This window comes from Micromonospora aridisoli (genome assembly GCF_056150025.1).
This window is the reverse complement of record NZ_JAXCFK010000002.1, coordinates 238,277-264,087: the sequence shown is the minus strand read 5'-3', so window position 1 is coordinate 264,087 and position 25,811 is coordinate 238,277. Positions and strand designations below refer to the sequence as shown.

General features: G+C 72.0%; 25 protein-coding genes and 1 tRNA gene. 13 read left to right on the top strand and 13 right to left on the bottom strand.

All coding sequences use genetic code 11. From position 1 onward, the window contains the following. Window positions 1-56: 56 nt before the first annotated feature. The 7 genes from SM447_RS04670 (at window position 57) to SM447_RS04640 (ending at window position 10,191) form a co-directional block, all read left to right on the top strand. Entirely contained in the window at window positions 57-731 is a 675-nt protein-coding gene (locus SM447_RS04670; RefSeq protein ID WP_474571467.1) for a hypothetical protein, read from the top strand. A gap of 634 nt (window positions 732-1,365) precedes the next feature. After that, a complete protein-coding gene (pdhA, locus tag SM447_RS04665; RefSeq protein WP_474571466.1) occupies window positions 1,366-2,541 on the top strand; it encodes a pyruvate dehydrogenase (acetyl-transferring) E1 component subunit alpha in 1,176 nt (391 codons plus the stop codon). After that, window positions 2,541-3,530, top strand: coding sequence for an alpha-ketoacid dehydrogenase subunit beta (locus SM447_RS04660; protein ID WP_474571465.1), 990 nt, complete (start codon window positions 2,541-2,543; stop codon window positions 3,528-3,530). Before pdhA ends, SM447_RS04660 begins: the two co-directional genes overlap by 1 nt. Before the next feature lie 5 nt (window positions 3,531-3,535). Further along, the gene (locus SM447_RS04655; RefSeq protein ID WP_474571889.1) at window positions 3,536-5,077 is read left to right on the top strand and encodes a dihydrolipoamide acetyltransferase family protein; all 1,542 of its coding nucleotides are present in this window, start codon (window positions 3,536-3,538) and stop codon (window positions 5,075-5,077) included. A 217-nt stretch (window positions 5,078-5,294) separates the two neighbouring features. Further along, window positions 5,295-5,432: a hypothetical protein gene (locus tag SM447_RS04650; protein WP_474571464.1), complete on the top strand. Its 138-nt coding sequence runs from the start codon at window positions 5,295-5,297 to the stop codon at window positions 5,430-5,432. 343 nt (window positions 5,433-5,775) lie between these two features. Next, window positions 5,776-8,235 carry an LppU/SCO3897 family protein gene (locus tag SM447_RS04645; protein WP_474571463.1) on the top strand — a complete coding sequence of 820 codons (2,460 nt, stop codon included), beginning with the start codon at window positions 5,776-5,778 and terminating at the stop codon, window positions 8,233-8,235. A 117-nt stretch (window positions 8,236-8,352) separates the two neighbouring features. Next, complete coding sequence (locus SM447_RS04640; protein ID WP_474571462.1) at window positions 8,353-10,191, top strand: NHL domain-containing thioredoxin family protein; 1,839 nt, start codon at window positions 8,353-8,355, stop codon at window positions 10,189-10,191. Window positions 10,192-10,261: 70 nt separating this feature from the next. On the opposite strand, the gene SM447_RS04635 is transcribed toward SM447_RS04640, so the two are convergent. The 3 genes from SM447_RS04635 to SM447_RS04625 are packed head-to-tail and all read right to left on the bottom strand — an operon-like array spanning window position 10,262 to window position 12,634. Beyond that, a complete protein-coding gene (locus tag SM447_RS04635; RefSeq protein WP_474571461.1) occupies window positions 10,262-11,011 on the bottom strand; it encodes a LamB/YcsF family protein in 750 nt (249 codons plus the stop codon). Then, window positions 10,995-11,852 (bottom strand): 5-oxoprolinase subunit C family protein, encoded by an 858-nt coding sequence (locus SM447_RS04630; protein ID WP_474571460.1) that lies wholly within the window; start codon window positions 11,850-11,852, stop codon window positions 10,995-10,997. The genes SM447_RS04635 and SM447_RS04630 overlap by 17 nt, the downstream gene beginning before the upstream one ends. After that, window positions 11,849-12,634, bottom strand: a complete 786-nt coding sequence (locus tag SM447_RS04625; protein ID WP_474571459.1) for a 5-oxoprolinase subunit B family protein — start codon at window positions 12,632-12,634, stop codon at window positions 11,849-11,851. The genes SM447_RS04630 and SM447_RS04625 overlap by 4 nt, the downstream gene beginning before the upstream one ends. Before the next feature lie 106 nt (window positions 12,635-12,740). Between SM447_RS04625 and trhA the strand changes: the two genes are divergently transcribed. After that, the gene (gene trhA, locus SM447_RS04620; protein ID WP_474571458.1) at window positions 12,741-13,418 is read left to right on the top strand and encodes a PAQR family membrane homeostasis protein TrhA; all 678 of its coding nucleotides are present in this window, start codon (window positions 12,741-12,743) and stop codon (window positions 13,416-13,418) included. A gap of 71 nt (window positions 13,419-13,489) precedes the next feature. On the opposite strand, the gene SM447_RS04615 is transcribed toward trhA, so the two are convergent. Beyond that, complete coding sequence (locus SM447_RS04615; protein WP_474571457.1) at window positions 13,490-13,774, bottom strand: DUF6458 family protein; 285 nt, start codon at window positions 13,772-13,774, stop codon at window positions 13,490-13,492. A gap of 115 nt (window positions 13,775-13,889) precedes the next feature. Here SM447_RS04615 and SM447_RS04610 point away from each other — a divergent pair, with 115 nt between their 5' ends. Continuing rightward, window positions 13,890-14,429, top strand: coding sequence for a SixA phosphatase family protein (locus SM447_RS04610; RefSeq protein ID WP_474571456.1), 540 nt, complete (start codon window positions 13,890-13,892; stop codon window positions 14,427-14,429). Window positions 14,430-14,482: 53 nt separating this feature from the next. Here SM447_RS04610 and SM447_RS04605 read toward each other — a convergent pair whose 3' ends face one another. The 4 genes from SM447_RS04605 to SM447_RS04590 all read right to left on the bottom strand — a co-directional run bounded on the left by SM447_RS04605 (window position 14,483) and on the right by SM447_RS04590 (window position 18,857). After that, on the bottom strand, window positions 14,483-14,752 hold the full coding sequence (locus tag SM447_RS04605) for a DUF6458 family protein (RefSeq protein WP_043961115.1): 270 nt from the start codon (window positions 14,750-14,752) through the stop codon (window positions 14,483-14,485). Between the two features lie 227 nt (window positions 14,753-14,979). Next, complete coding sequence (locus SM447_RS04600) at window positions 14,980-16,836, bottom strand: acyl-CoA dehydrogenase (protein WP_474571455.1); 1,857 nt, start codon at window positions 16,834-16,836, stop codon at window positions 14,980-14,982. A gap of 163 nt (window positions 16,837-16,999) precedes the next feature. Continuing rightward, window positions 17,000-18,127 (bottom strand): PP2C family protein-serine/threonine phosphatase, encoded by a 1,128-nt coding sequence (locus tag SM447_RS04595; protein WP_474571454.1) that lies wholly within the window; start codon window positions 18,125-18,127, stop codon window positions 17,000-17,002. 100 nt (window positions 18,128-18,227) lie between these two features. Further along, on the bottom strand, window positions 18,228-18,857 hold the full coding sequence (locus SM447_RS04590) for a septal ring lytic transglycosylase RlpA family protein (RefSeq protein WP_474571453.1): 630 nt from the start codon (window positions 18,855-18,857) through the stop codon (window positions 18,228-18,230). A gap of 180 nt (window positions 18,858-19,037) precedes the next feature. On the opposite strand from SM447_RS04590, the gene SM447_RS04585 reads away from it, so the two are divergent. Further along, window positions 19,038-19,589, top strand: a complete 552-nt coding sequence (locus SM447_RS04585; protein ID WP_474571452.1) for a phosphoribosyltransferase family protein — start codon at window positions 19,038-19,040, stop codon at window positions 19,587-19,589. Window positions 19,590-19,605: 16 nt separating this feature from the next. Here SM447_RS04585 and SM447_RS04580 read toward each other — a convergent pair whose 3' ends face one another. Beyond that, window positions 19,606-20,121, bottom strand: coding sequence for an alpha/beta hydrolase (locus SM447_RS04580; RefSeq protein ID WP_474571451.1), 516 nt, complete (start codon window positions 20,119-20,121; stop codon window positions 19,606-19,608). A gap of 104 nt (window positions 20,122-20,225) precedes the next feature. On the opposite strand from SM447_RS04580, the gene SM447_RS04575 reads away from it, so the two are divergent. After that, entirely contained in the window at window positions 20,226-20,657 is a 432-nt protein-coding gene (locus tag SM447_RS04575; protein WP_474571450.1) for an ASCH domain-containing protein, read from the top strand. 22 nt (window positions 20,658-20,679) lie between these two features. Here SM447_RS04575 and SM447_RS04570 read toward each other — a convergent pair whose 3' ends face one another. Together SM447_RS04570 and SM447_RS04565 are read right to left on the bottom strand one after the other, a co-directional pair. Then, window positions 20,680-21,558 carry an LLM class flavin-dependent oxidoreductase gene (locus SM447_RS04570; RefSeq protein ID WP_474571449.1) on the bottom strand — a complete coding sequence of 293 codons (879 nt, stop codon included), beginning with the start codon at window positions 21,556-21,558 and terminating at the stop codon, window positions 20,680-20,682. A 426-nt stretch (window positions 21,559-21,984) separates the two neighbouring features. Beyond that, a tRNA-Gly gene (locus tag SM447_RS04565) sits at window positions 21,985-22,055 on the bottom strand. Between the two features lie 346 nt (window positions 22,056-22,401). On the opposite strand from SM447_RS04565, the gene SM447_RS04560 reads away from it, so the two are divergent. Next, a complete protein-coding gene (locus tag SM447_RS04560; protein WP_474571448.1) occupies window positions 22,402-23,406 on the top strand; it encodes a zinc metalloprotease in 1,005 nt (334 codons plus the stop codon). A 68-nt stretch (window positions 23,407-23,474) separates the two neighbouring features. Here the strand turns inward: SM447_RS04560 and SM447_RS04555 are convergent, their stop codons facing one another. Further along, window positions 23,475-24,014 carry a pyridoxamine 5'-phosphate oxidase family protein gene (locus tag SM447_RS04555; protein ID WP_474571447.1) on the bottom strand — a complete coding sequence of 180 codons (540 nt, stop codon included), beginning with the start codon at window positions 24,012-24,014 and terminating at the stop codon, window positions 23,475-23,477. Between the two features lie 77 nt (window positions 24,015-24,091). Here SM447_RS04555 and dcd point away from each other — a divergent pair, with 77 nt between their 5' ends. Next, complete coding sequence (gene dcd / locus SM447_RS04550; RefSeq protein ID WP_474571446.1) at window positions 24,092-24,670, top strand: dCTP deaminase; 579 nt, start codon at window positions 24,092-24,094, stop codon at window positions 24,668-24,670. A 67-nt stretch (window positions 24,671-24,737) separates the two neighbouring features. On the opposite strand, the gene SM447_RS04545 is transcribed toward dcd, so the two are convergent. Next, window positions 24,738-25,808 (bottom strand): NlpC/P60 family protein, encoded by a 1,071-nt coding sequence (locus tag SM447_RS04545; RefSeq protein WP_474571445.1) that lies wholly within the window; start codon window positions 25,806-25,808, stop codon window positions 24,738-24,740. Between the last annotated feature and the right edge of the window lie 3 nt (window positions 25,809-25,811).

The following is a 25,811-nucleotide window of genomic DNA, read 5'->3' as shown; positions in this document are numbered from 1 at the left end:
GCGCCCGGGGACGGGCACTCCCGTTGCGCTCGGGGGTGCTGGGCAGCAGCGGTTCGGTGACCAGGCTGGCCGGCGACGACTCCGGCGTCGACCCGTCGGGTGTGGCCGAAGCGCTCGGAGCGGTCGACGCGGAAGGGTCGGTGGACGCGCTCGGCTCGGTGGTCGGCGGCGGATCACTCGACGCGCTCGGGTCGGCGGACGCGGACGGCTCGCTCGACGCGCTCGGGTCCGTGGTCGGCGGGTCGCTCGGCGGTCCCGGGTCGACGGGGTCGCTCGGGTCGGCCGAGGCCGTCGGCGGGTCCGGATCGTCGGTCGGCGTGGGTGATCCGCTGGTCGGAGCCGGCGCGGGGGTCGGCGTCCGGGTCGGGGTGGGCGCCGGGTGGGGGGCCGGTGTGGTGGTGGGCGGGCGGGGCGCCGGTACGGTCGTCGGCGCTTCGGGTCGGCGCGCCGGCAGATGCTCGATCGGGGTGCCGTTGGTCGTCCGTGGCGTCGGCACCACGGGGTTGACCGGCGGTGCCGCCGGTTCGACCGAGGGCATCGCGGTCACGGCGGGCGTCGGGGCAGCGGTGGGTGGCGGCGGGACCACCACCGGACCGACGGAGGGTGTCGGGATGAAGGGCGTGCTGCCGTCCGGCAGCGCCGTACTGCCGACCGTCGCGGAGCCGGTGCTGATCGCGGCGAGCACGGGCATCGAGGCCGTGCCGGCGAGCAGCGCCACCGTCAGCAGATAACCCCGGCTCGGTCCGGCGGTACGCACGGCCCGGTGTGCACCCACCACCCGGCGGTAGCCGCCGGCTGCCCGGTGCCGGCCGAGGATCGGCGTCCCGGGATTCTCACCTGGTACGGACACCACGCACTCCTCGTCGTCGCCCTGGTCGGGGCCGCCCGACGCGCACCCCGACGGGCCGCCGAAGGTGGATCCGGCCCGCGCGATCAGCGTGTGCCAGTGACTCTGCGTCAGCCAACCCCACACCGCGTGTCGACACGCGTATCTGGCCGAATGGTGACGAACCATGACCGGATCGTTCGCGCGTCGCTGGACCCGACACTCCGGTGCTTCAGGTAACGAAGCGGGCCGGCCACTGGATGCGGGGCAGGCGGAGTGTGGGACGCCTCACCTCTGATGCGAAAATGGGCTACGACGGCAGCGCAGCCGCGACCTCCGCGCACCCACGCGGTAGGCGCGACTGGGCGCCGGCGCTCCCGAACCGGGTTCGGCCAGAATCCGGCTCACGCCGCGCGGCAACCCCCACCGGGGTCAGGCGCGGCCGCCAGGAACCATCCCGGCACCAGCCGGGGCGGGCGCACGAGTCGCGCGGCCGGGTGACCCCCCGGTGCCGACGCAGACACGACAGGGAGAGACGGATGGCAAAGGGCGACCCCGGGGCCCCGGCCCGCGGCCGGCGAGCCGCGCCCCGATCCAGGAAGGCCACGACCGGCGATCCGGAACTGGTACAGCTGCTCACCCCCGCCGGTGAGCGGATCGAGAGCGTGACCGGCCCGGACGGCACGGAGTACCGCGTCGACTTCACCGACGAGGAGTACCGCGGCCTCTACCGCGACCTCGTGCTGGTTCGGAAGCTGGACGCCGAGGCGACGGCCCTGCAACGGCAGGGTGAGCTGGGCATCTGGGCGAGCCTGCTCGGCCAGGAGGCGGCCCAGGTCGGTTCCGGCCGGGCGCTGCGTACGCAGGACATGGCGTTCCCCACCTACCGCGAACACGGCGTGCTCTACTGCCGTGGCATCGACCCGATCATGCCGCTGGGCCTGTTCCGCGGGGTCGACCAGGGTGGCTGGGACCCCAACGAGTTCAAGTTCAACATGTACACGATCGTGATCGGGGCGCAGACCCTGCACGCGACCGGTTACGCCATGGGCGTCGCGATGGACGGCAAGACCGGCACCGACGACGGCGAGGCGGTGATCGCCTACTTCGGCGACGGCGCCACCAGCCAGGGCGACGTCAACGAGGCGTTCGTCTGGGCCGGGGTGTTCAACTCCCCGTTGGTGTTCTTCTGCCAGAACAACCAGTACGCCATCTCCGAACCGCTGGAGCGGCAGACGCGCATCCCCCTCTACCGGCGCGCCGCCGGTTTCGGCTTCCCCGGCATCCGGGTCGACGGCAACGACGTGCTGGCCACGTACGCGGTGACCCGGCACGCCCTGGACAACGCCCGGCACGGGCAGGGCCCGAGCCTGATCGAGGCGTACACCTACCGGATGGGCGCCCACACCACCTCCGACGACCCGACCCGCTACCGGATCGCCAGCGAGGTCGAGGCGTGGCAGGCCAAGGACCCGATCGCCCGGATGAAGGCCTTCCTGGAGCGGGAGAAGATCGCCGACGCCGGATTCCTCACCGAGGTGGACGAGCAGGCCCGCCGCGAGGCGGTGGACCTGCGTGAGCGGGTGCTGGCCATGCCGAACCCGGAGCCGGCCACCATGTTCGACCACGTCTACCCCAACGGGTCGCCGCTGCTGGACGAGCAGCGCGCGCAGTTCAGCCGGTACCTGGAGTCGTTCGAGGGGAGCGCGCACTGATGGCCACGGAGACGCTCACCCTCGGCAAGGCCCTCAACGTCGGCCTGCGCCGGGCCCTGGAGAACGACCCGAAGGTCGTCATCATGGGCGAGGACGTCGGCAAGCTCGGCGGCGTCTTCCGGATCACCGACGGATTGCAGAAGGACTTCGGCGACCAGCGGGTGATCGACACCCCGCTAGCCGAGTCGGGCATCATCGGCACCGCGGTCGGCCTGGCCATCCGGGGCTACCGCCCGGTCTGCGAGATCCAGTTCGACGGGTTCGTCTACCCGGCGTACGACCAGATCGTCTCGCAGGTGGCGAAGATGCACTACCGCTCGCGCGGCAAGCTGAACATCCCGATGGTGATCCGGATCCCGTTCGGCGGCGGCATCGGAGCGGTGGAGCACCACTCGGAGTCGCCCGAGGCCTACTTCGCCCACACCGCCGGGCTGAAGGTGGTCTCCTGCGCCAGCCCGCAGGACGCCTACGTGATGATCCAGCAGGCCATCGCCTCGGACGACCCGATCGTGTTCCTGGAGCCGAAGCGGCGTTACTGGGAGAAGGGGCAGGTCGACCTGGACGCCCCGCTGACCGAGGCGTACCCGCTGCACTCGTCCCGGGTCGCGCGGGCCGGCACCGACGTCACCCTGCTCGCGTACGGCCCGATGGTGCGTACCTGCCTCGACGCGGCTACCGCCGCGGCCGAGGACGGGCGGAACCTGGAGGTCATCGACCTGCGCACGCTCTCCCCACTGGACCTCGGTGTGGTGTACGAGTCGGTGCGGCGTACCGGCCGCGCGGTGGTGGTGCACGAGGCTCCGGGCAACCTGGGCATGGGCGCGGAAATCGCGGCCCGGATCACCGAGGAGTGCTTCTACTCCCTGGAGTCGCCGGTGCTGCGAGTGACTGGCTTCGACACTCCTTACCCGGCAGCCCGGGTGGAGGAGGAGTACCTTCCCGACCTCGACCGGGTGCTCGACGCCGTCGACCGCACCTTCGGCTGGTGAGCGGCATGTCGCGGATCAAGGAGTTCAACCTGCCCGACCTGGGCGAGGGCCTGACCGAGGGCGAGATCCTCGCCTGGCTGGTCAAGGTGGGCGACACGATCGAGTTGAACCAGCCGATCGTCGAGGTGGAGACGGCCAAGGCGGCCGTGGAGATCCCGGCGAAGTGGGCCGGCCAGGTTCAGGCGATCTTCCACCCGGAGGGCACCACCGTCGAGGTCGGCACCCCGATCATCGCGATCGACACCGACCCGGGCGCCGGCCCGGTCGAGCAGTCGACCACCGGTGCACCCGCCACCGACCTGCCCACCCCGTCAGCGGCGTCGTTGGCCGCCGTCGAGGTGGCACCGGCCGAGGGCGCGGTCGAGCCGGGCCTGATCGGCGGTCCCGCCCCAGGCGGCCGTACCGCCGTTCTCGTCGGCTACGGCCCGCGCACCACGGCGGCCAAGCGTCGCCCGCGCAAGGGCTCCGCCCCGGCCGCGTCCGCTCCGGCCGCACCGGCCCAGGCCACACCGGCCCAGGCCACACCGGCCCAGGCCACACCGGCCCAGGCCACACCGGTCCAGGCCGCACCGGTCCAGGCCGCACCGGCGCGGGTCGTCGCGGCTCCGGTCCAGGCCGGGCCCGTGTCCGGGGTCAACGGCAACGGTCGGAGCGCGGGCCCGGTCCTGGCCAAGCCGCCGGTCCGCAAGCTCGCCAAGGACCTCGGGGTCGACCTGGGCACGCTTACCGGGTCCGGGCCGTCGGGCTCGATCACCCGGGAGGACGTACAGCGGGCGGCGGCAGCCCCGGCGGCGGCCGAGCCGCTGACGGTGACCGCCGCGGCCAGCTCGGCCGCGAGCTTCGGCGCCGACCGCGAGCAGCGCATCCCGGTCAAGGGCGTACGTCGACTCACCGCCGAGAACATGTCCCGCTCGGCCTTCACCGCCCCGCACGTCACCGAGTTCCTGACCGTCGACGTGACCCGGTCGATGAAGGCGCTGGACCGCTTGCGCGGGCGGCGGGAGTGGCGTGACGTACGGGTCTCACCGCTGCTGCTGGTCGCCAAGGCGGTGCTGCTGGCCGTCCGGCGGCACCCGATGGTCAACTCAAGTTGGGCCGGCGACGAGATCGTCGTCAAGGAGTACGTCAACCTCGGTATCGCGGCGGCCACCGAGCGCGGCCTGATCGTGCCGAACATCAAGGACGCCGGTCGGCTGACGCTGCGCGAGCTGGCCGACGCGATGACCGATCTGGTGCAGACCGCCAAGGCCGGCAGGACCTCGCCCGCCGACATGTCGGGCGGCACCCTGACCATCACCAACGTCGGGGTGTTCGGGGTGGACACCGGTACGCCGATCCTGCCCCCGGGTGAGTCGGCGATCCTGGCCTTCGGCGCGGTCCGCGAACAGCCCTGGGTCCACAAGGGCAAGGTCAAGCCGCGGCTGGTCACCACGCTCGGTCTCTCCTTCGATCATCGGATCATCGACGGTGAGCTGGGCTCGAAGTTCCTCCGCGACGTGGGCGACTTCCTCGCCGATCCGGAGGCGGCGCTGCTCGCCTGGACCTGACCGTAAGGACGGTGACGGCCGGTGTGCCACGGGTTGACGCCCGGCACACCGGCCGTTGCCAATCGGTGAAGAAAAGGCCGTCAGACGGTGCGGCTAGCCTAAGATTCGTAGGCTCGTGGTCAAGCTCACCTAACAATCGCTGGCGATCCGCCCTCGCGTGCGCTTCAATAGAGAGGACGACGGGACAACAACCGAATAGTCCAGGAGGAGAGACACCATGAGCATGATCGAGCGAATCCGCAACCGCCGCGACGCCAACCGCCGCGCCCGCGCCATCGAGCGGGCCCTGCGCTCCGCCAGTTCGCCCGCGGTTCGCGACGAGATCCGCGCCATCGCCCAGCGTCACATGTACTGACGCCGCACGACGTTATCCGCCTCCTCCAGATCGACGGCCCGCCCGGGCACACCGGGCGGGCCGTCGGCGTTACGACCGGCCGCTGACACCGGGATACCGCCCCGACGCAGCGCCCGGTACGGTGGGGCTCGGTCGTCGTCCACGCCCGGGGACAGGCCGAGGCGATAGAAGCACCTCGACACCACCCGGCGACGGACAGTGACGATCGAAGCTCCCCGGAAGCCCACCAGCGGTCACCGGGATACGGTGCGGGGAGCCGGCACGGCCGGTACGCCGGCACCGCCGGCTGCCCTGCCGAGACCATCGGCGACGGCGGCCGACATGTGATGGAGGAGGCGCACGCATGACGTCCGAGGGCCCGCACCGCCCCGGCCAGGAGCCGGACGAGGTGCCGCCGGGCGGCGGCGGACCGGCGCCGTACGGCGACCGACCGGCTCAGCAGGACAACGGGTACGGCGCATCCGCCCCCGACCTCGGCTGGGCTCCGCCACCACCCGCCCGTCCGGACACGTCCGCGCCCGCCTGGGCGAACCAGCAGGGCAGTGCGTGGGGCAGCGGCCAGGCGACCCGACAGGCGGAAGCCACGACGCCCGGCAACTGGGACCAGCCCGCCGGCAACCAGCCGGCGTGGGCGGCCCAGGGAGACCAGCCGCAGCAACCAGCCCCCGGTTGGGCCCCGGCCGGACCGCCCACATCGGATCAGCCCGCCTGGGCCAGCAGCGGCCAGACCGGACCCGCCTGGGCCACCGAACCCGCCACTGGGGACGCTGCGCCCCCTGCGGACTGGACGCCGAACCAGCCGACGTCGGTCCAGCCCGACTGGGCCGCGAACCAGCCGGCGACCACCCAGCCGGACTGGGCCAATGGTCAGCCCGCGCCTGGCCAGGCCAACTCCGAGTCGGCCGGCGGATGGACCGGCCAGCAGCCGGACTGGGCCACCGCGCCGCGAGCCGACGGCCATGCTCCCGGCTGGGCCCCTCCTGCGGGTCACTCCGAGTCCGCCCAGCCCGCCTGGGCGCAGCCCGAGCAGCCGATGCCCGGCCGCGAACCGGCGGCCCGAGCGAGCGCCCAGGTGCCGACCGCCGACCCGGGCCAGCGGCCCACCGACGGGTCACCGCGCGCCGAGGCATGGCCTGCGGAGCAGCAGGAACAGCCCGCCTGGGCGACCGGTCAACGGCAGGAGCCCACCCCCGGCGGTTGGGCCGCCGAGCAGCCGGCAGAGGGTCGGCACCCCGGCGGCGACCGGCCGGCGCAGCCCGACTGGGCCACCCCCGGGCGCGACGAGTCGACCGGTTGGGCCGGGGGCGCCCCGGTGGGCGGCCCGCCGCCGTCCTGGAGCCCGTCCGCCGAGCCGCTTCCCTCGCGTACCGCCGGCGACCGGTCCTCCATGCCCGACATCGAGCCGTGGGCACCCGGCGAGGCGTGGGGTCAGGCGGCGGAGACCGCCGCACCGCGTACCGATGCCGCGCCCGACGCGGGCAGCTCCGACGACGGCCCGGCCTACCAGCCCGCGCCTGCCCCGGGCATCTCGCCGGCCAACATGGTGCCGTTGCCGCCCCAGGAGCAGCGGGTGCCGGGCGCGAGCCTGGCCGCCACACCGCCCGCCAACTTCGGTCAGCCCACGCCGTTCACCGACAACCCGGCCGGGTCGGCCGGGTCGGCCGGCGGAGGTGCCTGGGGGCAACCCGAGGCTCGGCAGGACGACCCGCAGTCCCCGGCCATCCCGGCACCCCGCACCTCTCCGGAGGCCGAGGGCCGGGCCACTCCGCCGGCCGGCGGCGGTGTCGCGGCGAGCGCCTCCGTACCGCTCTCCAGCCGGGTCATGCCCCCGGCCGACCACGCGGCCCGCCCGGCCGGCTCGTCCGCGCCGCAACCGAGGGTGTACGGCCGGCCGACCCGCCCCGAGCACACCGAGGAGCCGGCCCAGGAGCAGGTCGAGCAGCCGCTGGTGCCCCGCTTCGACCAGGGCCCGGGCCGGTTCGACCAGAGCATGGAGCGCAACGATCAAGGCTCGGACCGGTTCGAGCAGGCCCCGGAGCCGCGCTTCGTCGACCGGGAGCCGATGGGCGGGCCGAACGCCTTCGCGGGTCCGGCCGCCCCGGCCTCGCCGGCTGCCCCGCCGGCCTTCCCTCCGGGGATGCCGTCCTTCGTCGACGCGCCGCCGACCAACCGGCCGGTCAACGGTGTACGGCCGCACGCCGAGCCGGAGCGCCCGGCCGACCCGTTCGGCGGTGCGCCGCGCGACCCGTTCGGTGGGCCGGGCAACGACCCGTTCGGCGGCCCGCCCGAGCGTCCGGGCGGTGCCTACGGCGCTCCCGTCCGGTCCGAGCCGGGCGGCGAGCACAACTCGGCGTTCCCCCCGCCGCCGCAGTCCGCGCCGCCGTGGAGCCCGGGTCCGGGTTCCGGTCCGGGTGACGCGGATCAGGGCCGCTTCGACGCGTTCAAGCCGGTCGCCGAGCCGGCTCCGGAAGCCCCGGCACCGAAGGTACGCAACGGGCGGGTGCTCGCCGCGGTACTGGTCGCAGCCGTGCTCATCCTGGCCATCCCGCTCGGTCTGCTCATGCTCCTCGGCATGATCGGCGGGTCGGACGAGTCGGGTGCCTTCGACCCGCCGGTCGGTTCCTGCGTCAAGCGCTCCGGCACCACCGCCGTGGCCGCCGACTGCACCGAGCCGGAGGCGTTCAGCGTGGTGTCGAAGGTCGAGTCGAAGGACAAGTGCCCCGATCCGGCCATGCCGCACGTGGACCTTCGTGGTGCCACCGCCAACCCGGTGCTCTGCCTCAAGGAGTCGACCGGCGGGTGATCTCACGCCTGACGACAGCGGGGTCACGGGCAACCGTGGCCCCGCCTCGTTTCGCCCGGTGACTTCGGCCCTCCCCTTCGATCCGGCTGACCTACGCCGGTAGGGCACGATGGGGGTATGAGTGCACGGGTACGGGCTCCTGAGCTTCGAGGGCGGGGCTGGTTGAACACCGGCGGGCGGGAGCTGACGCTCGCCGACCTGCGCGGCAAGATCGTGGTCGCGGACTTCTGGACCTTCTGCTGTATCAACTGCCTGCACGTGCTGGACGAGCTGCGTCCCCTCGAGGAGAAGTACGCCGACGTCCTCGTGGTGATCGGCGTGCACTCGCCGAAGTTCGAGCACGAGAAGGATCCCGACGCGTTGGCCGCCGCCGTCGAGCGGTACGGCGTGCACCACCCCGTGCTCGACGATCCTGAGCTGGACATGTGGCAGCAGTACGCGGCCCGTGCCTGGCCGACCCTCGCGGTGATCGACCCGGAGGGGTACGTGGTGGCCACCATGGCGGGCGAGGGCCACGCCGAAGGGCTGGCCCGGCTGATCGACGACCTGATCGCCACCCACGAGGCCAAGGGCACGCTGCACCGGGGCGACGGTCCGTACGTCCCGGTCGCCGAGCCGGAGACCGTGCTCCGCTTTCCGGGCAAGGCGGTGGCCCTGCCCGACGGGAGCGGCCTGCTGGTCTCCGATTCGGCCCGGCACCGGTTGGTCGAGCTGGCCGCCGACGGCGAGACCGTCCTCCGTACCATCGGCACCGGCGAGCGAGGCCGGGCGGACGGTCCCGCCGGTGCGGCGACCTTCTCCGAGCCGCAGGGGCTCTGCCTGCTCCCGCCGCACGTGGCCGAGGTCTCCGGCTACGACCTGGTGGTCGCCGACACCGTCAATCACCTGCTGCGTGGCGTGCGGCTGGCCACCGGTGAGGTGGTCACCGTGGCCGGTACCGGGCGGCAGTGGCGCTCCACCGTCGACGACCATGCGCACGACGCCCTCTCGATCGACCTTTCGTCCCCCTGGGACCTCGCCTGGTACGACGACAAGATCGTCATCGCCATGGCGGGCATCCACCAGCTCTGGTGGTTCGACCCGATCAAGCGCACCGCCGGCATGTACGCCGGCACCACCGTGGAGGCGCTGCGCGACGGGCCGCTGGCCGAGGCATGGCTGGCCCAGCCGTCCGGGCTCGCCGTCTCCACCGACGGCACGCGGCTCTGGGTCGCCGACAGCGAGACCAGCGCCGTCCGCTACGTCGAGAACGGCGTCCTGGGCACCGCCGTCGGCCAGGGCCTGTTCGACTTCGGTCACGTGGACGGGCCGGCGGCGCAGGCTCTGCTACAGCACCCACTCGGCGTATGCGCCCTGCCCGACGGCTCGGTACTGATCGCCGACACGTACAACGGCGCCGTACGCCGCTACGACCCGGTTGGTGATCGGGTCGCCACCGTCGCCACCGGCCTGGCGGAACCGAGCGACCTGGTGCTCACCCCCGCCGGTGCCGTGCTGGTGGTGGAGTCGGCGGCACACCGGATCACCCGCCTGGCCCCGGGTGCGCTCTCGGCGGCCGGTGCGGAAACCGTCGACGGTCCGCGGCACCGCACCGAGCGCCGGCCCACGGACCTGGCCGCGGGTGAGGTCATGCTGGATGTCGTCTTCACGCCGGCTCCCGGGCAGAAGTTGGACGACACGTTCGGGCCGTCCACCCGGCTCGTGGTCTCCGCGTCGCCACCAGAACTGCTGGTCGAGGGGGCGGGTACCGGCACGGAGCTGTCCCGCCGCCTGGTGATCGACGCGACGGTGACCGACGGGGTGCTCCAGGTGACCGCTCAGGCGGCCACCTGCGACGCCGACGTGGAGCATGCGGCCTGCCATCTGACCCGGCAGGACTGGGGCGTACCGGTGCGGGTGGTTGACGGCGGTGCCAACCGCCTGCCGTTGGTGCTACGCGGCATGGACGCCGGCTGAGGCCCGGCCGCTTGTTAGGAAGGGCCCCTTTACCCCCACCAGGCGTTAACAGGGTGCCCTTCCTTGCACGTCAGGCGAACGGGGCGGGGGTGACTCCGGCGTCGACGAGGGCGGCCCGGACGAGTGCCGCGGCGTCCACCGCGCCGGGGCTGTCGCCGTGCAGGCACACCGATTCCACCGCGCATGGGACCGTACCGCCGTCGACGGTCACCACGACGCGCTCGGTGGCCATCCGCACCGCCCGCCGGGCCACCTCCTGCGGGTCGGTGACCAGCGCGTCCGGCGAGGTGCGCGGCACCAGGCGCCCGTTGGGCAGGTAGTTGCGGTCGGCGAAGCCCTCGGCCACCACCCGGATGCCGGCGCCCTGGGCGAGCTGGGCGAGCACCGAACCGGGCGGGCAGAGCACGGGTAGCTCCGGGTCGTAGTCGTCGAGCGCCGCCACCAGGGCCGCCGCCGGCATCTCCTCGCCGGCCGCCGCGTGGTAGAGCGCCCCGTGCGGCTTGAGGTAGCGCACCCGGGTGCGGTACGCCCGGCAGAACGCGTTGAGCGCCCCGAGCTGGTAGAGGACCTCGTCGCGCAGCTCCGCGAACTCGTACGCGATGTGCCGCCGGCCGAAGCCGGCGAGGTCCCGGTACCCGACCTGGGCCCCGATCGCGACCCCCCGCTCGGCGGCGGCGGCGCAGACCCGGCGCATCGTGGCCGGGTCGCCGGCGTGGAAGCCACAGGCGACGTTGGCGGAGGTGACCAGGCCGAGCAGCGCGTCGTCGTCGCCGAGACGCCAGATGCCGAAGCCCTCGCCGAGGTCAGCGTTGAGGTCCATGAAATGTCACCGTAGTGCCTGGGCGGGCCTGCGCGAGCGGGGTCACGTCGTCCACCACCGCGATGACCGGGTATCCGCCGGTGGTGGGATGGTCGGCGAGGAAGATCAACGGTTGACCGTCCGCCGGCACCTGCACCGCGCCGAGGACGAGACCTTCGCTGGGCAGTTCCCCGGCCACCGCGCGGGGCAGCGACGCGCCGTTCAGTCGCGCGCCGACCCGGTTGCTCAACGGACTCACCTCGTACGCGGTGCCGAGCAGCCGGTCCAGCGCCGCCGGGGTGAACCAGTCGTGCCGGGGACCGAGGCGTACGGCGAGCCGCAGCTCCGTCGCGGGCGCGACGGGCACGGTGACGTCGACCGGGGCGGGAGGACCGGCGGGTGCGCCCATCGGCAGCAGGTCGCCGTCGCGCAGCGGTGCCGGTCCGAGCCCGGCGAGGGTGTCGGTGGACCGGCTGCCCAGCACCGGTGCGACGGCGATACCGCCGGCCACCGCGAGCCAGCAGCGCAGGCCACGTCGGGCGGGACCGACGCGCAGCACCGCACCGGCCGGCACGGCCAGTGGGCGTCCGGTGTCGCCGGGACGGTGACCGACCCGCACGTCGGCCTCGGCACCGACCACGGCGACCGTGGTGGCCCGGGTGGGGCGCAGTGCACAGCCGGTCAGGGTGATCTCCAGCCCGGCCGCCTGCTCCGAGTTCCCGACCAGGCGGTTGGCCAGCCGTAGGGCCGCCGGGTCGAGCGCACCGGAGCGGGGCACGCCGAGGTGTGCCCAGCCGGGGCGGCCGAGGTCCTGCACGGTGGTCAACGCGCCGGCCCGGAGCACCTCGACGGCACCGTTCACCGCTGCACCAACCGGACCCGGGTGCCCGGACCGAGCAAAGCCGGTGGGTCTGCCGTGACGTCGAAGAGGGTCAGGTCGGTCCGCCCGACCAGCAGCCAGCCACCGGGCGAGGCGGAGGGGTAGATCCCAGCGTACCGGCCGGCCAGGGCGACCGACCCGGCCGGTACCCGGGGGCGGGGGGTCGCCAGCCGGGGCACCGCCAGTTCGGCCGGTAGCCCGGTGAGGTAGCCGAAGCCGGGCGCGAAACCACAGAAGGCCACCCGGAACTCGGTGTCGCCGAGGCGCCGGACGACGCCCGACACGTCCATCCCCCAGTGGTCGGCCACCCGGGAGAGGTCCTCCCCGTCGTATGTCACGGGAACCTCGACGAGACGGCTCTGCTCGACGGCCTCCCCGGTGGCAACCTCGACGGCGGCCGTGACGGCGGCGGCCTGAGCAGCGGCGGCCCGGGTGGTGTCGGCCTGAGCGGGGGCGGGCTCGGAGATGGCGGCGTCCGCGGCATCGATCGCGCTGGCGGAGAGCGCGGCGGGTGTCCAGGTGGCGAGTCGGGCGGCCGCGGCCGGCGGGTCCGGTACTCCGTCGAGCAGCACGGTGGCGGCGGCCGGCACGATCTCGACCGCCACCAGCTCGCCCAGGTCGCGTCGGTGCCACAGCTCTGCCCGCCACGCCTCGACGGCGGCCGCCACGTCGCTGTCCCGCCCCGGTGCGGCCGTGGGGACGGTGTCCTCGGGCGAGGCGAAATCGAGCAGGAGGGCGTGCGTGCCGACCGGTCTGATCCGCATCCCGCCATCCTCCCGGAAGAGCGGTCCGCTACGCGTCCTCCGCTGGTCGGACAGCGTGACGAGTTGCACTACCCGAAAGTAACCTACGGTGCCGTAACCTGAGGATGTGACCACCTCAGCACGCCCCCGGCTCAAGCCGGTCGACATCGGGAAACCCCGGATGCGCGGCTGGCTGCACACGTACGCGTTCTTCGTCGCCCTGGTCTGCGGCATCGTGCTCTGCTCGATCGCCGCCGTCCGTCCCGGCTGGACACCGCTGATCAGCTCGGCCGTCTACAGCTTCACGGTCTGCGGTCTCTTCGGCACCAGCGCGCTGTACCACCGTCGGGTGTGGTCGACGCGCGGCTACCAGGTCATGCGCCGGATGGACCACTCGATGATCTTCTTGTTCATCGCCGGCACGTACACACCGTTCTGCCTCCTGCTGCTGGAGACCCGCGCCGCCGTCGTCATGCTGTCGGTCGTCTGGGGCGGTGCCCTGGCCGGGGTGGCGCTCAAACTGATCTGGCCGCACGCCTCCCGCTGGGTATCGGCACCGCTCTACCTGGCCCTCGGCTGGGTGTCGGTGGCGATGCTGCCCGACATCCTGCACCAGGGTGGAGTGACGGCCCTGGTGCTGCTCGCCGTCGGCGGCGGGATCTACACCGTCGGTGCGGTCTTCTACGCGTTGCGCCGCCCCAACCCGTGGCCCACCGTCTTCGGCCACCACGAGTTCTTCCACGCCTGCACGCTGGTCGCCGCGATCTGCCACCACATCGCCATCTACTTCGCGCTGTTCGCCTGAACAGGCGCTCGACGACGATGGGGGCGATGGGCCTCGTTGCCCACCGCCCCCATCGGGCCATTCGCCGAACGTCAGACCGTGGGGCCGGGTCGGCGCACCTCGCGGTACTCCTGGACCACCCGGTCGTCCTGGACCGGCACCGCGCGGTCGGCCACCACCCGCTCCTCGCGTACCGGGGCGACGACCGTACGCCGACGCGAGTTCCAGAAGTAAAGGGTCACGATCAGGCCGGCGACGCCCGCGAGCATCAGCACCCAGCCGACGACGCTCAGGTTGAGCCAGCCCAGGTCCGCCTCGACGGCGAACGCGAAGATCGCACCCAACGCGATCAGGAAAATACTGCCACCGATGCCCATCTCGTCGACTCCTTGGCTATCGAAGCTGACATCCACTCCGCCGCGGCCACGGATGAGGTTGCGGCACGGACGACTTACCCCGGCAGCGAGATCGCCAATCGGGCAAGCTGGAGACATGACGGACAGCCGGCCACCGGAGCGGACACTGGTGCTGCTGCGGCACGCCAAGGCCGAACAGCCCACAACGGAATGCCCCGACGTCGATCGTCCGCTGGCCACCCGTGGTCGCGCCGATGCCGCCGCGGCCGGCGCGTGGCTTGCCCGGCACGGGCTGCTGCCGGACGTGGTGCTCTGCTCGCCGGCCCTGCGCACCCGACAGACGTGGCACGGCGTCCAGTTGGGCATCACCGGATCACCACCGGAGAGCGGCCCCGCAGGTCCGGCTCCCGTGATCCGTTACGAACCCGACGCGTACGAGGCGCACCCGGAGGATCTGTTGAACCTGATCCGCCGGGTGCCACCGGCCGCGACGACGGTTCTGCTGATCGCCCACAACCCGGGTATCTCGCTGCTGTCCGAACTGCTCGATCCGCTCCGGGCGGACCCGGAAGGGCTGCGTACCAGTGGGATCGCGGTGCACCGGACGACCGCGCCCTGGGCCGACGTGAGCCGAGGTTCGGCCGGGATCGAGAGGCGGCACACCGCACGCGGCTGAGATCGCTCAGCGACGTACGGTGTGCCGGAGTCCGGGCGGCCGAGGCCGACCGCTCAGCTCGGTGGCGCGGTCGGTGGCGGTGGATCGGGAGGTGGCGGCATCATCGCGGTCGGGTGCGACAGTCGGTTTTCTTCCACGATCAGGGTCCGTGCCCGCTTTCGGCGATCCTGCCAGAACCACAGCGTGGTGAGCAGCACGGCCAGCCCGGCCAGGATGAAGACCCAACCGACCGCCCGCAGGTCAACCCACCAGACGTTGGCCCGGATGGCGAAGGTCAGGATCGCGCCGATCGCGATCAGGAAGATCCCACTACCAATGCCCATGTGCGCGGCACTCCCCCGTGCGGTTGCTCTGGGCGTACTCGGACTGGTCCGCGACGGTTACCCGCCCGCCCCGCGATTACCCGCACGGCCGGGACGCGAACGCCGCCGAGCGGTCCGTCGCCGGGCGCCGGAACGACGACAGCCGGCGGGCTGAGCCCGCCGGCTGTCGCGCTGGCACGGGCCGCGACGCCGCTACCACCGTGCGTCGCGGTCGGGTGCCCCGTGACTCAGAACGCCTCCTCCGGGAGGTCCATGACGTCCAGGTCGGTGCCCTCGATGATGCGCCGGTCGGCGCCGATACGGGGCAGCACCTCACGGGCGAAGAACCGGGCGGCGGCCACCTTTCCGGTGTAGAACGCCTTGTCCGCCGCCGTCACCTCACCGGCGAGAGCCGTCAGCGCCACGTCGGCCTGCCTCTGCAGCAGCCACCCGACGACCAGGTCGCCGATCGCCAGCAGGAACCGCCGGCTGCCCAGCCCGACCTTGTAGAGGGACCGGGTGTCCCCGCCCTGCGCCTCGCCCAGCCAACCCGTCATCACGCCGAGGATGTTCTGGATCTCGGCAAGAGCCTTGCCGAGCGCCTGACGCTCCTCCTTGAGCTGGCCGTTGCCGACCTCGGTGGCGATGAACTCCTGGATCTCACCGGCCACGGCCATCAGGGCCTTGCCGTTGTCCCGAACGATCTTCCGGAAGATCAGGTCGAGGCTCTGGATCGCCGTGGTGCCCTCGTACAGCGTGTCGATCTTGGCGTCTCGGACGTACTGCTCAAGCGGGTAGTCCTGGAGGAAGCCGGAGCCACCGAAGGTCTGCAGCGACTCGTGCCCGAGCAGCTCGTACGCCCGCTCCGAGCCGACGCCCTTGACCAGCGGAAGAAGCAGGTCGTTGACTCGCTTGGCCAGCTTGGTGGCCTTCTCGTCGCCGGCCGCCTCGGCCATGGCGACCTTGTCCTGCCAGGTGGCGGTGTAGAGGACCAGCGCCCGTAGGCCCTCGGCGTACGCCTTCTGCAGCAGCAGCGAGCGACGCACGTCGGGGTGTGCGGTGATGGTCACCCGGGGTGCGGTCTTGTCGGCCGACTGGATCAGGTCGGCACCCTGCACCCGGTTCTTCGCGTACTCCAGGGCGTTCAGGTAACCGGTCGAGAGGGTGGCGATGGCCTTGGTGCCGACCATCATCCGGGCGTACTCGATGATCATGAACATCTGCCGGATGCCGTCGTGCTTCTCGCCCAGCAGCCAGCCCTTGGCCGGTACGCCGTGCTCGCCGAAGGTCATCTCGCAGGTGTTGGAGACCTTCAGGCCCATCTTGTGCTCGACGTTGGTGGCGAAGACGCCGTTGCGCTCGCCCAGCTCACCGGTGTTCTCGTCGAAGTGGTACTTCGGCACGACGAAGAGCGACAGACCCTTGGTGCCAGGGCCACCCACACCGTCCACCCCGACCGGGCGGGCCAGCACGTAGTGGACGATGTTGTCGCTCAGGTCGTGCTCGCCGGAGGTGATGAAGCGCTTGACGCCCTCGATGTGCCACGAGCCGTCCGGCTGGGGGATCGCGCGGGTACGACCGGCACCCACGTCCGAGCCGGCGTCCGGCTCGGTGAGCACCATGGTGGAGCCCCACTGCCGGTCGACGAAGAGCTTGGCCCACTTCTTCTGCTGCTCGGTGCCCTCGACGTGCAGCACGTGCGCGAAGGACGGGCCGGAAGCGTACATCCAGACCGGGGCGTTAGAACCGAGCACCAGTTCGGCGAGCGCCCACCACAGCGCCCGGGGGGCGTTGGTGCCGTCCAGCTCCGGGGGCAGATCCAGGCGCCAGAACTCGGACTCCATGAAGGCCCGGTACGACTTCTTGAACGACTCCGGCAGTGGCGCGGTGTGCGTACCCGGGTCGAAGACCGGCGGGTTGCGGTCGCTGTCCTGGTAACTGGCGGCCAGGTCCTCGCGAGCCAACCGGTCGACCTCGGAGAGGAAGCTCCGGGCGGTGTCGACGTCGAGGTCGGAGTACGGCTCCTGGCCGAACGCCCGGTCCGCCCCGAACACCTCGAACAGGTTGAACTCGAGGTCCCGAAGGTTGCTCTTGTAGTGGGTCATCTCGCTGGCCCCGCTTCCGGACAGGTGTTACCGATCAGTAACCGAGACTCTATTACTCGCGGGTAGGTAGCGACAACCCGGTTCCGGAAGTGACAGGCATTACACACCCGCCGTTCAGGTTCCGGCCAGCCGTGGACATCGCCATCGTGACCCGGATCGGACGTCACCCTTCGGCCGCGCCGACCTCCCAGCTCGGCACCGCCGCCGTCGCATCGCCCGGCGAGCCCGTGTACTCCATGAGGACCAGCGCGATGTCGTCGTCGAGCCGACCGTGCACCCACTCGACCAGCGCGGTCTCCAGCGAGGCCAGACCGTCACCGACCGTGCCGTGGCCGAGCAGCCGCCAGGCCCGGTCCGCGGTGGGGAAGAACTCGCCGTCCCGCCGGGCCTCACCGAGCCCGTCGGTGAACAGCAGCAACCGGTCGCCCGGTTCCAGCCGTTCCACCCGGGGCCGGACCACCGGCATGAAGCCCAGCGGAGGTGCCGGCGCCGGCGGCTCAAGCGAGATCACCGCGCCGTGGCGCAGCAGCAGCGGCGCGGGGTGGCCACAGTTGACGATGGTGAGGGTGCCGCCCCGCTCCTCGACCAAGGCGGCGGTGACGAAGTCCTCGTCGCCGACGTTGCGCGCCACCGCCCGGTCCAGGTCCGTGACGACGGCCCGCAGATCGGCCCGCTCGTACGCCACGTGCCGATACGAGCCGAGCACGATGCTCGCCAGCCGGACGGCCTCCAGACCCTTGCCGCGCACGTCTCCGATGATCATCCGGACGCCGTACGGCGTCTCGATCGCCTCGTAGAGGTCGCCGCCGATCTCAGCGGTGGCGGTCGACGATATGTACCGGCCGGCCACGGAGAGCGCGCCCACCCGAGGCCCCAGCGGGCGAAGCACTGCCTGCTGCGCCACCATGGCCAGCTTCGACAACTCGGCGATCTGCTCCGCCTGGCGCTGGCGTACCGCCGCCACCGCCGCCGCGATGCCGGTCCCCAGCGCGATGCCGGCCACGGCGACCGCCGTGGAGAGCGAGGCCGTCCGCTCGGCCAGGGCGAAGGCCGCCCCCAGCACGGAGGCGGCGGCACCGACGCCGAGCACGATCCGCCAGGAGGCGAGCGCGGCGGCCAGGAAGGGTGCGGCCACCATCAGGGCGATGTAGTTCGCCGCGCGGCCATCCGCCAACTCGACCGCCGAGACGATCGCGAGCAGGACGAGGGCCGCGCCGAGGCCGGCGCGGGATCCGGGGCTCAGCGGGCCGCGGCCCGGCTGGAGGAGTTGCGTACGTACATCCGACAGCATGCCCGATGGACGTGAGCGAAAGAACGACCCTGGCCCCTCGGACGAGAGGTATCTGGCCGCGCGGATCCCGAGCCGGAACCGATCGCGGCGCTCCACCGGCTCAGCCGAGCACCTCGTAGCGAACCTCGATGTGACCGAGGTCGAGCGAGGCGATCTCGGCGAACGCGGCCCGCGCCAGGTCAAGGCAGCGCCCCTCGATGAACGGACCGCGGTCGTTGATCCGGACGGTGACCGACTTGCCGTTGGCCGGGTTGGTCACCCGCACCTTCGTGTTGAAGGGCAGCGTCTTGTGGGCGGCCGTCATCGCCTCCGGGTTGAACGTCTCGCCGTTGGCGGTCATCTGCCCCTGCCAGTAGAAGGAGGCACCGCAGGAGCCGGTGTCCACCACCGGGCGCGCCGTCGTCTTCTTGGCCGTCGGCTTCGGCGTCGGGCTGGCCGTACGCTGCTTGCTGCGTGAGGGTGCCTGCGCGGTGCGCTTCGGCGTCGGGCTCGCCGTGGGACTCGGCGAGGCACTGGCGCTGGCGCTGGCACTCGGCGAGCCGGTGACAGGGGCACTCGTCTCGATGGTCGGCGACAGGTCGATCGCCGCCGGTCGCGCCGGCTCCGAACCGGCGGTCAGCCGTACGGCGCCGACGGTTCCTCCAACGGCGAGCGCGACCGCCACCACGGCGCTGGCCGTGAGACCGGCCGGCGAGGTGAATCTGCGGGTACGGGAGTGCTTGCCAGCCACCAGCCCGGTCCTTTCCTCAGCGGGTCAAACCGGGTCGGACCATAACGAGAGAAGCACTTCCGAAGTCAACGTGATCATGATGCTTTGACCGTAATTGCGGTGATACGTGAAGCCGATCATCCGATCCGCGGTGGGCCGGCCGGGTCGGTCTTCGGGGTTCGCCTGGCGCAGGATGATGCCATGCCCGCTGAGCTGAGAAAACGCCTCGTCGAGACGTTCGCCTGGATCGACCCTGGTCCCGGTGCGAGCCACCTGGTCAGCGACATCTCCGGGTGGTGGCGGGATCCGGCGACGCTGGCCGCCCTGGGACCCGCACTGGTCGCGCCGTTCCGGGCGGCCCGTCCCACGGTGGTGGTGTCCCCCGCCGTCACCGGGTTCCTCCTCGGACCCTTGGCCGCCACCGCCCTCGGCGTGGGATTCGTGGCGGCGCACAAGCCGGGCGACGGACGGCTGCCCGCGGGACCGCTGACGTGGGCGCAGAGTCCCCCCGACTTCCGTGGCCGACGGATGGACCTCGGGGTGCGTGACCGGCACCTCGGCCCGGGCGACCGGGTGCTGGTGGTGGACGACTGGGTGGACACGGCCGCCCAGGTACGCGCCCTCTACGAGATCTGCGTGGCGCGAGGAGCCGAACCGGTCGGCACTGCCACGGTGGTAGCCGGGTGCGCGCCGACTGTTGCGGCGGAGCTACGCATCACCCCGCTCCTGACCACCGCCGACCTCCCCGCCTGACTGCCACCGCCGGGGGTCAGCGGACGAAGTCCTCGACCACCGTGCAGACCTGGCCGAGCGCCTCGGCGGAACGGGCCAACGGGCCGGGCACCATCAGCGCGTGGTCCGCGCCCGGGAACTCCAGCACGTGCGGGGTCAGCCGCCGGGCGACCGCGCCGTCCCAGGACGAGTCGGCGGTGCCGCCGACCAGGATGAACGGCGCCGTGGCCCGGCGCAGCGCGTCGACCAGGTCGGCCCGGTGCAGCAATGGGGTGAGCCACACGGCGGGCAGCCCACGGCGGGCCGCGAGCGGCGCGGCGAGGGCGCCGAGCGACTTGCCGACCAGCAGGTCCGTTCGCTCGTGCAGGGTCGGTGCGACCTGGTCGCACACCCACCCGCCGATGGTGTCGACGTCGAAGTCGTCGGGGACCTGCCAGGAAATCCCGTGCAGCCCGAAACCGACCCGGCGCAGCGCCTCACCCAGATAGAGGAAGAGGGGATACCGGGTGTCGTACCCGCGTCCCGGGATGAGCACCGCACGTCGGTCCGCCATGGACATCTCCTTGTCGTCGGCCATCGACCGTACCCCCTCACAGACCCCTGCGGGACGACCGAAGCTCCAGCAGGTGCCACCGAGCGGGCGGTAGCCTCGCAAGGATGTGGCCACGGATCGGCGGTCTCCGCGCGCTCGCCCTCGGCACTCCCGGAGAGTTACGGACACGCCTCAACACCCTCGTGCTGGCCGGCGTCAAGACCGCGACCGCCGGCCTGATCAGCGAGTACGCCGACGAGGGCGAGGAACTGGAGCATGTCGGAGAGCGGCTGGCCCTCGTCGACGACGCGGACGCGCTGGTGGCGATAGTCGAGGTGACCGGCATCGAGGTGGCCCGGTTCGCCGAGGTGCCGTGGGACTTCGCCCGCGCCGAGGGGGAGGGTGACCGCTCGATCGAGGAGTGGCGGGCCGGGCACGCCGCGTACTGGGCCCGTGTCGGCACCCCGGTGACCGACGACAGCGACATCGTCTGCCTACGCTTCCGCCTGGTGTCGGCCGGGCAGGGCGACGTACCCGCCGGCGACCTCGGCACCTGACGGGCCCGGACGCCCAGGTGGGTCAGCCGCGCAGCTCGGGCAGCAGGCGGGTGGCGACGTCGGTCAGGACCGCCTCGTCGCCGGCGTACCAGCTGCTCTCGCGCGGCCAGTGGGTGATCACATCGGTGAAACCGAGTCCCGCCGCCCGACCGACCTGGTCGGCGAAGAACTGCGCGCTGCTCAACGAGAAGACCGGTGCCGAGTCCAGCGAGAGATAGCGGTCCAGGGTGGCCGGGTCACGCCCCTCGGCCGTCAGTGCCGCGTCGAGCCGGGTGGTCAGTTCGGCCACCCCGCTCCACCAGTCGCCCAGGTCGTCGACGGCGGGTCCGGTGGTCACCCAGCCCTGACCGAAGCGGGCCGCGATCCGCATCGACCGGGGCCCGTTGGCGGCCACCACGAACGGCACCCGAGGCTGCTGGACACAGCCCGGATTGCTCCGCGCGTCCACCGCCGCGAACCAGTCACCCCGCCACGTGATGCCGTCCTGCCGCAGAATCGCGTCGAGCAGCTCGGTGAACTCGGCGAACCGGTCCACCCGCTGCCGAGGGGCAAGCGTTCCGCCGCCGAGCACGGCCGCGTCGAACCCGATGCCGCCCGCGCCCAGCCCGAGCAACGCCCGCCCGTCGGAGACGTCGTCGAGTGCGGTCACCTGCCGGGCGAAGGCCGCCGGATGCCGGAAATTCGGCGAGGCGACGAGAGTCCCCAACCGGACCCGGGAGGTCACCGACGCCGCCGCGGTCAACGTGGCCATGGAGTCGAACCACGGCCCGTCCACCAGATCACGCCAACCCAGATGGTCGTACGTCCAGGCGTGGTCGAAACCCCACTCCTCGACCTGCCGCCACCGGTGCCGCGCCACCGACCAGCGCTGGTCCGGCAGGATCACGATGCCCACCCTCATGATCGCCAGGGTACGTGGTGCGACATGCCCATCGCGCGCGTGCACGGCAGGGCCCCGACGGCAGGGTCTCACCGCTGTCGTTGAGGGAGCGGCTCAGCGACGGCTACGAGATCGACTGACCGCCCAGACACCGCCAGCGACCGCCGCAGCAGTCGGCAACAGGCAGCACAGCGTCAGGACGAACAGGTGCCACGGCTTGACAGCTCCCACGGCCGAGAGGATAGGCAGCTGAGGCAATGAGCCATCCGATGCGGCGCGATCCGAGCGCCAGAGAGCAGGGAAACCGGCGGGCCACGTGTCTACGGCGTTGCCGACGATACCGAACGGCTAGCGAGTGACCCGGGATGGCCCGTCAGGCGTTCGGGGCTGGTGGAACATCGAAGGCCCCGGCTCAGACTTGCGTCCTGACCAGGGCCTTCGGATCGGAGCGGGTGACGGGAATCGAACCCGCACTGTCAGCTTGGGAAGCTGATGTTCTGCCATTGAACTACACCCGCAAGCGGGATCACTCTACCCGAGTCACCCACCCTGACGCATCCAGGGTTCCACCCCGCCGGCCCGTTGCGCATCGCGGCGGGGCGGAGGCAGCAACATCCCCGAAGTTGCTGCCTCACCGCCGTCGGAGGCAGCAACATCCCCGAAGTTGCACGGATCTTGGACTTCGGGCGGCGCGCGGCGCAGGGCGGGCGGGCGGGCGGGCGGGCGGGCGGGCGGGCGGGAAAAGGTTTCATCATCGCAACATATGGCCATGTTCAAATCTGTCTATGGGTTGTAACGTCTGCCCCACGTTTTCCGCACGGCGCGACACAACCCCCGGTCGCGTCGCCAGAAAGAGGTGGGCTTATGGGACTGCGTCCCGTCCTGCTGAACCGGCGCATGGCCGGCATCGCATCGACGTCGTTCGCCCTGGTGCTCGGCGTGGCAACGGTCGGCCTGCTGCCGGCCGCCACCACGACCGCCGCCCCGGCGGCGGCCGCCGTCACCGCTGACGAGGTGTGCGAGGATCCGACGGGCACCCTGGCCCGGGCCAAGGGTGGCACCGCCGTCGAGCACGACCCGAACCAACTGACCCTCGCCCAGGTGCACCAGCGCGAGGCCGAGTTCGCCGACATCCTGCAGGAGCGAGCCAAGCGGGTCGGCCAGCGCACGATGAGCACCCAGGCCGCGGCGGCCACGGTCACCATCCCGGTCGTGGTCCACGTGATCCGTCGGGACACGACCCGGGCCGGTGGGAACATCCCCGACTCGATGATCCAGTCGCAGATCAGCGTGTTGAACCAGTCGTTCAGCGGAGCCACGGGCGGGGCGTCCACCGCGTTCGCCTTCCAGCTGCAGAGCATCAACCGGGTGACCAACACGTCGTGGTACCCGATCCGGCAGGGTTCGACGGCCGAGCGACAGATGAAGACCCAGCTGCGTCAGGGCAACAAGGCGACGCTCAACATCTACCTCGGCGCGCTGAGCAACAACCTGCTCGGCTGGGCGACCTTCCCGCAGACCAGCCTGAACGTGATGGACGGCGTGGTCGTGCTGAGCGAATCGCTGCCCGGCGGCACTGCCACCAACTACAACCAGGGTGACACCGGCACCCACGAGGTCGGCCACTGGCTGAACCTGTACCACACCTTCCAGGGCGGCTGCTCGGGCAGCGGCGACCAGGTCGCGGACACCCCCGCCGAGGCCTCGCCGGCCAGCGGTTGCCCGACCGGGCGGGACACCTGCTCCAGCCCGGGCCTCGACCCGATCACCAACTTCATGGACTACTCGTACGACTCCTGCATGTACCAGTTCACCCCGGGGCAGGCCACCCGGATGATCAACGCCTGGAACGCGTACCGCGCGTCGTAGCGCGACCGCAGCACCGCGTACCACCGGTGCCGGCTCCGTGGAACGGGGCCGGCACCGGCGCGTGCGGGTCAGGCGGCGCGGCGGTGGTGCCGGCCCGCGCGGGCCGGCACCGGACGGACGGCCTCGGAAGCGGAGCCGGACGGGTCGAGCCAGACCTGGACAGCCGGACGGGTCGCCGGCTCGCCCGGCCCACCGACAACGGCGTGCTCACGGCGGGCCAGCATCGCCACGTCGACCGTGAACTCGAAGAGTCGCCAGCCGGCGTGCGGTGCGGCCCGCGCCGCGAGCGCCAGGCGGGCGACGGTGGCGTCGTCCGTCACAGGCCGGGCGCGGCCGGCGACGTACGCCTCGTCGTCGCTCTCCTCCGGCGGGAACGAGTGCAGCGCGTAACGCCCGTCGCGTTCCAGGTCGCGCCGCTTGGGTGAGTCGATGACGAAGCAGTAGAGACCGTCGTCGGTGATCACCGGAGAGACCGGGTGCACCCGGGGCCCGCCGTCGGCGCGGACCGTGGCCAGGTAGCCGAAGCCCGGGCCGTACTGATGCATGAGAAGGCGGATCCCGTCGGCGAGCCGAGGCTCGTCAGCGGCGAATTCGGACCAGGAAGCCATACGGACATCCTATCGAACACACGTTCGAATGGGATAGCCCGACACGCAGGTCGCACCCGGACAGCTATGGTGTGGCGATGCTGCTCTCCGACCGCGACCTGGTCTCCGAGATCAAGGCGGGCACCCTGGCGCTCGAACCGTTCGAGCCCACGCTGGTGCAGCCCTCCAGCATCGACGTACGTCTGGACAAACTGTTCCGGGTCTTCAACAACCATCTCTACACGCACATCGACCCGGCCACCCGCCAGGACGACCTCACCTCGGCGGTCGAGGTGCCCGACGGTGAGGCGTTCGTGCTGCATCCCGGTGAGTTCGTGCTCGCCTCCACGTTGGAGGTCATCTCGCTGGGCGACCAGCTCGCCGGCCGCCTCGAAGGCAAGTCCAGCCTGGGGCGACTCGGCCTGCTCACCCACTCCACGGCCGGCTTCATCGACCCCGGCTTCTCCGGCCACGTCACCCTGGAGCTGTCCAACGTGGCCAACCTGCCGATCACCCTGTGGCCCGGCATGAAAATCGGCCAACTCTGCATCTTCCGGCTCTCCTCACCGGCCGAGCACCCGTACGGATCGGCCGTCTACGGCTCGCGCTACCAGGGGCAGCGCGGGCCGACGCCGAGCCGGGCCTGGCAGAACTGGCGAACCTGGCCGACCCGCTGACGTCGGAGGTCACTGCCGGAGGCCCGCCCCGGTCGAGGAGCGGGCCCCGGTCGTACGCCTCGACGCCTCAGCCGGGCCGGCCGAAGCTGTGCACGGGGCTGCTGTCCAGCGGCTTCATCTTCACCGGCTGACCCGCCCGGGAGGCGTGCACCACCCAGCCGTCCCCGACGTACATGCCGACGTGGTGCAGGTCCCGGTAGTAGAAGACCAGGTCGCCCGGGCGTAGTGCGCCACGGCTGACCGACGCGGTGACCTGCCGCTGCCGCGCCGCGTTGTGCGGCAACGCCACGCCGGCCCGCGCCCACGCGGCCAGGGTTAGCCCGGAGCAGTCGTACGCGTTCGGTCCCTCGGCTCCCCACGAGTACGGCTTGCCGATCTGCGCGCAGGCGAAGGTGACCGCCTCGCCGGCCGGCCCGCCCGGATAGCTGGCCGGGCAGGGGGCTGGCCGCAGCGGACCGCCACCCCCCTTGCCGTACGCGCGCAGCCGGAGCCGCTGCAACCGGTCGATCTCGGCGTCGATCTGCCGTCGCTTCGCCGCGAGATCGGACTCGGTGCGGGTGAGCTGACCGATGGTGCGGTCCAGCCCCGCCTTGGCGGCGGTCAGCTCATCGCGCAGTTCACTGGCGTGCCGTACGTCCTGCTGCTGGTGTTGGGCGTAGCGGTTCAGCAGGCCGAGCTGCTCGATGACCTCGCCCGGCGACCGGCTGCCGAGCAGGGTGTTGACCGCCCGCACCTGCTCGCCCTTGTAGGCCCGGGCAGCAAGCTTGCCCACCCGGTCCATCGCCTCGTCCACCTGCCGTTGCAACGGTGCGATGCGGGCCGCCACGGCGTCGGCCTCGCGTCGCTTCACGGCCAGGTCCTGCCGGGTGGCGTTGTGTTGTTCGATGACGGGTTCGAGCCGGTTCCAGTCCTCGTCGATCTGGCGCTCGATGTCGGCGACCGTCGGGTCGGCCTGGGCCGCCGTCGCGCCACCGGTCAGGATCACGGCGGTCGCGGCCAGGGCGACCAGGACGTGTCTCGCCGAGTTGAGGCGCCCTGTTGCGGTGGTGCAGCGGTACCAGCGGAAGCGCGGCGCTGCCGTCGGTGGGCCGGACAGCTCCGGCCGCTGCGACGGCGGCCGCTGGGCATGGTGTGCCACCGG

Coding starts and splice junctions, on each gene's coding strand:
- pdhA (WP_474571466.1), top strand. CDS start 1,366: ATGGCAAAGGGCGACCCCGGGGCCCCGGCCCGCGGCCGGCGAGCCGCG.
- SM447_RS04660 (WP_474571465.1), top strand. CDS start 2,541: ATGGCCACGGAGACGCTCACCCTCGGCAAGGCCCTCAACGTCGGCCTG.
- SM447_RS04655 (WP_474571889.1), top strand. CDS start 3,536: ATGTCGCGGATCAAGGAGTTCAACCTGCCCGACCTGGGCGAGGGCCTG.
- SM447_RS04650 (WP_474571464.1), top strand. CDS start 5,295: ATGAGCATGATCGAGCGAATCCGCAACCGCCGCGACGCCAACCGCCGC.
- SM447_RS04645 (WP_474571463.1), top strand. CDS start 5,776: ATGACGTCCGAGGGCCCGCACCGCCCCGGCCAGGAGCCGGACGAGGTG.
- SM447_RS04640 (WP_474571462.1), top strand. CDS start 8,353: ATGAGTGCACGGGTACGGGCTCCTGAGCTTCGAGGGCGGGGCTGGTTG.
- SM447_RS04635 (WP_474571461.1), bottom strand. CDS start 11,011: ATGGACCTCAACGCTGACCTCGGCGAGGGCTTCGGCATCTGGCGTCTC.
- SM447_RS04625 (WP_474571459.1), bottom strand. CDS start 12,634: ATGCGGATCAGACCGGTCGGCACGCACGCCCTCCTGCTCGATTTCGCC.
- SM447_RS04615 (WP_474571457.1), bottom strand. CDS start 13,774: ATGGGCATCGGTGGCAGTATTTTCCTGATCGCGTTGGGTGCGATCTTC.
- SM447_RS04610 (WP_474571456.1), top strand. CDS start 13,890: ATGACGGACAGCCGGCCACCGGAGCGGACACTGGTGCTGCTGCGGCAC.
- SM447_RS04605 (WP_043961115.1), bottom strand. CDS start 14,752: ATGGGCATTGGTAGTGGGATCTTCCTGATCGCGATCGGCGCGATCCTG.
- SM447_RS04600 (WP_474571455.1), bottom strand. CDS start 16,836: ATGACCCACTACAAGAGCAACCTTCGGGACCTCGAGTTCAACCTGTTC.
- SM447_RS04595 (WP_474571454.1), bottom strand. CDS start 18,127: ATGCTGTCGGATGTACGTACGCAACTCCTCCAGCCGGGCCGCGGCCCG.
- SM447_RS04585 (WP_474571452.1), top strand. CDS start 19,038: ATGCCCGCTGAGCTGAGAAAACGCCTCGTCGAGACGTTCGCCTGGATC.
- SM447_RS04580 (WP_474571451.1), bottom strand. CDS start 20,121: ATGGCGGACCGACGTGCGGTGCTCATCCCGGGACGCGGGTACGACACC.
- SM447_RS04575 (WP_474571450.1), top strand. CDS start 20,226: ATGTGGCCACGGATCGGCGGTCTCCGCGCGCTCGCCCTCGGCACTCCC.
- SM447_RS04570 (WP_474571449.1), bottom strand. CDS start 21,558: ATGAGGGTGGGCATCGTGATCCTGCCGGACCAGCGCTGGTCGGTGGCG.
- SM447_RS04560 (WP_474571448.1), top strand. CDS start 22,402: ATGGGACTGCGTCCCGTCCTGCTGAACCGGCGCATGGCCGGCATCGCA.
- SM447_RS04555 (WP_474571447.1), bottom strand. CDS start 24,014: ATGGCTTCCTGGTCCGAATTCGCCGCTGACGAGCCTCGGCTCGCCGAC.
- dcd (WP_474571446.1), top strand. CDS start 24,092: ATGCTGCTCTCCGACCGCGACCTGGTCTCCGAGATCAAGGCGGGCACC.